Below are 1,434 nucleotides of genomic sequence, written 5' to 3' on the forward strand. Positions count from 1 at the left end.
TAAAGCTATCGAGTCCAAGCTTCGCTGCCCACATTGTTTCCATTTCCATCTGCATTTTCGATGCAAAGCTGCTTTGAATCTCATCCAGTTCTCGCAGAGTGTCCGGATGCGATGTCAGCAACGGCTTTAATGCCTTACAAAACATGGCAAAGTTGCGTTCCGCAGCAACGGGTTGATTTAAAAATGCGAAGTGTTGCCCTCCCCCCGTCCATGACTGGTAGAGCGGATCAAACAGTTCGCAGAATCCAAATGGGCCGTAATCAAGTGTGAATCCGCCTGCCGCACAATTGTCGCTATTGAAATTACCCTGACAGTAGCCAACCCGGATCCAATTCGCAATGAGTGACGTCAGCCGGTTTCGGAACTCTTGTGCGAGCAACAATATTTTTTCGGGAGTGCTCAGGCTTTGGTCAATAACATCTGCATACTCACGATCGATCAGATGTAAAACTAACTTTTCCAGCTCTTCCATCGCTTGTGGGTATGCGTTTTTACGGGCACGACGACCGAAGAGCTCAATTTGGCCTACCCGAATAAACGACGGTGCAACCCGTGTTGAGATGGCAACCGGTTCCAATATAACAGTATCAGGGTCCATCGAACGTGAGCCTTGCGAGTACCATGGACGTCTTACTTTTTCGGTTTTCGACACATAAAGACTCAGAGACCGTGACGTTGGAACTCCGAGTGCATGCATATGCTCCTGTGCCAGAAACTCTCGAACACTCGACCTTAATACAGCGCGTCCATCCGCGCCGCGGCAGTAAGGCGTCCGGCCTCCTCCTTTGAGTTGCATTTCCCAGCGTTGACCATTGATAACAGCTTCCAGCACTGAAATAGCTCGACCATCACCATATCCGTTGCCGGTATTAAACGGACATTGCTGAGTGTATTCAGTGCCGTAAATAGAAAGTGCATAACCACACGCCCATCCCACCTTACGCATCGATTCCGGAACGCTTGTAAGGTTTCCAGAGAAAACACGCATAAAGTCGGTCGAATGAGCCATGCTGTCGGCGATGCCCAGTTCATGAAATAGCGTTTTACTGTGTGCAACGTACTCAGGGTTTTCGAGTGGTGTGGGACTGACAGGGACATAATGGCCTGAGAAGACTTGTCGCGGATAGTGATCGCTTCCGTTTGATGTCGCATCAGGATCAGCATTCAGCGTATCCATAAACGAGTAGCTGACCAACGTTGCAAAATCGTCAAGGGATGTGGTTTGCTGGGGCAATCGATTTATCATTTTGGCTCCTGATGTCCAGGTAGAAAAGCGGCTTCACCACTATTATTCGGTCGCATCCGTGACTTCCACGATTAGGAACAACTCTTAATAAATGAGCCACTATTGCTTGAGTGTATGCATTAATCCGAAGCCTAAATTAAAAGCAAGTTCCGGATGATTGGTTACCTAGGGTCTGTTGATCTTTCAGA

At 48.3% G+C, this 1,434-nt stretch carries 1 protein-coding gene; it reads right to left on the minus strand.

Going from position 1 to position 1,434, the window contains the following annotated elements; genetic code table 11:
- Positions 1-1,246: protein adenylyltransferase SelO family protein (locus B3O33_RS07845; protein WP_292363349.1), on the minus strand; the 1,246-nt coding region annotated here is incomplete at its 3' end.
- Between the last annotated feature and the right edge of the window lie 188 nt (positions 1,247-1,434).

The sequence above is a fragment of the Methylophaga sp. UBA1464 genome, assembly GCF_002325665.1.
Lineage (GTDB): Bacteria > Pseudomonadota > Gammaproteobacteria > Nitrosococcales > Methylophagaceae > Methylophaga.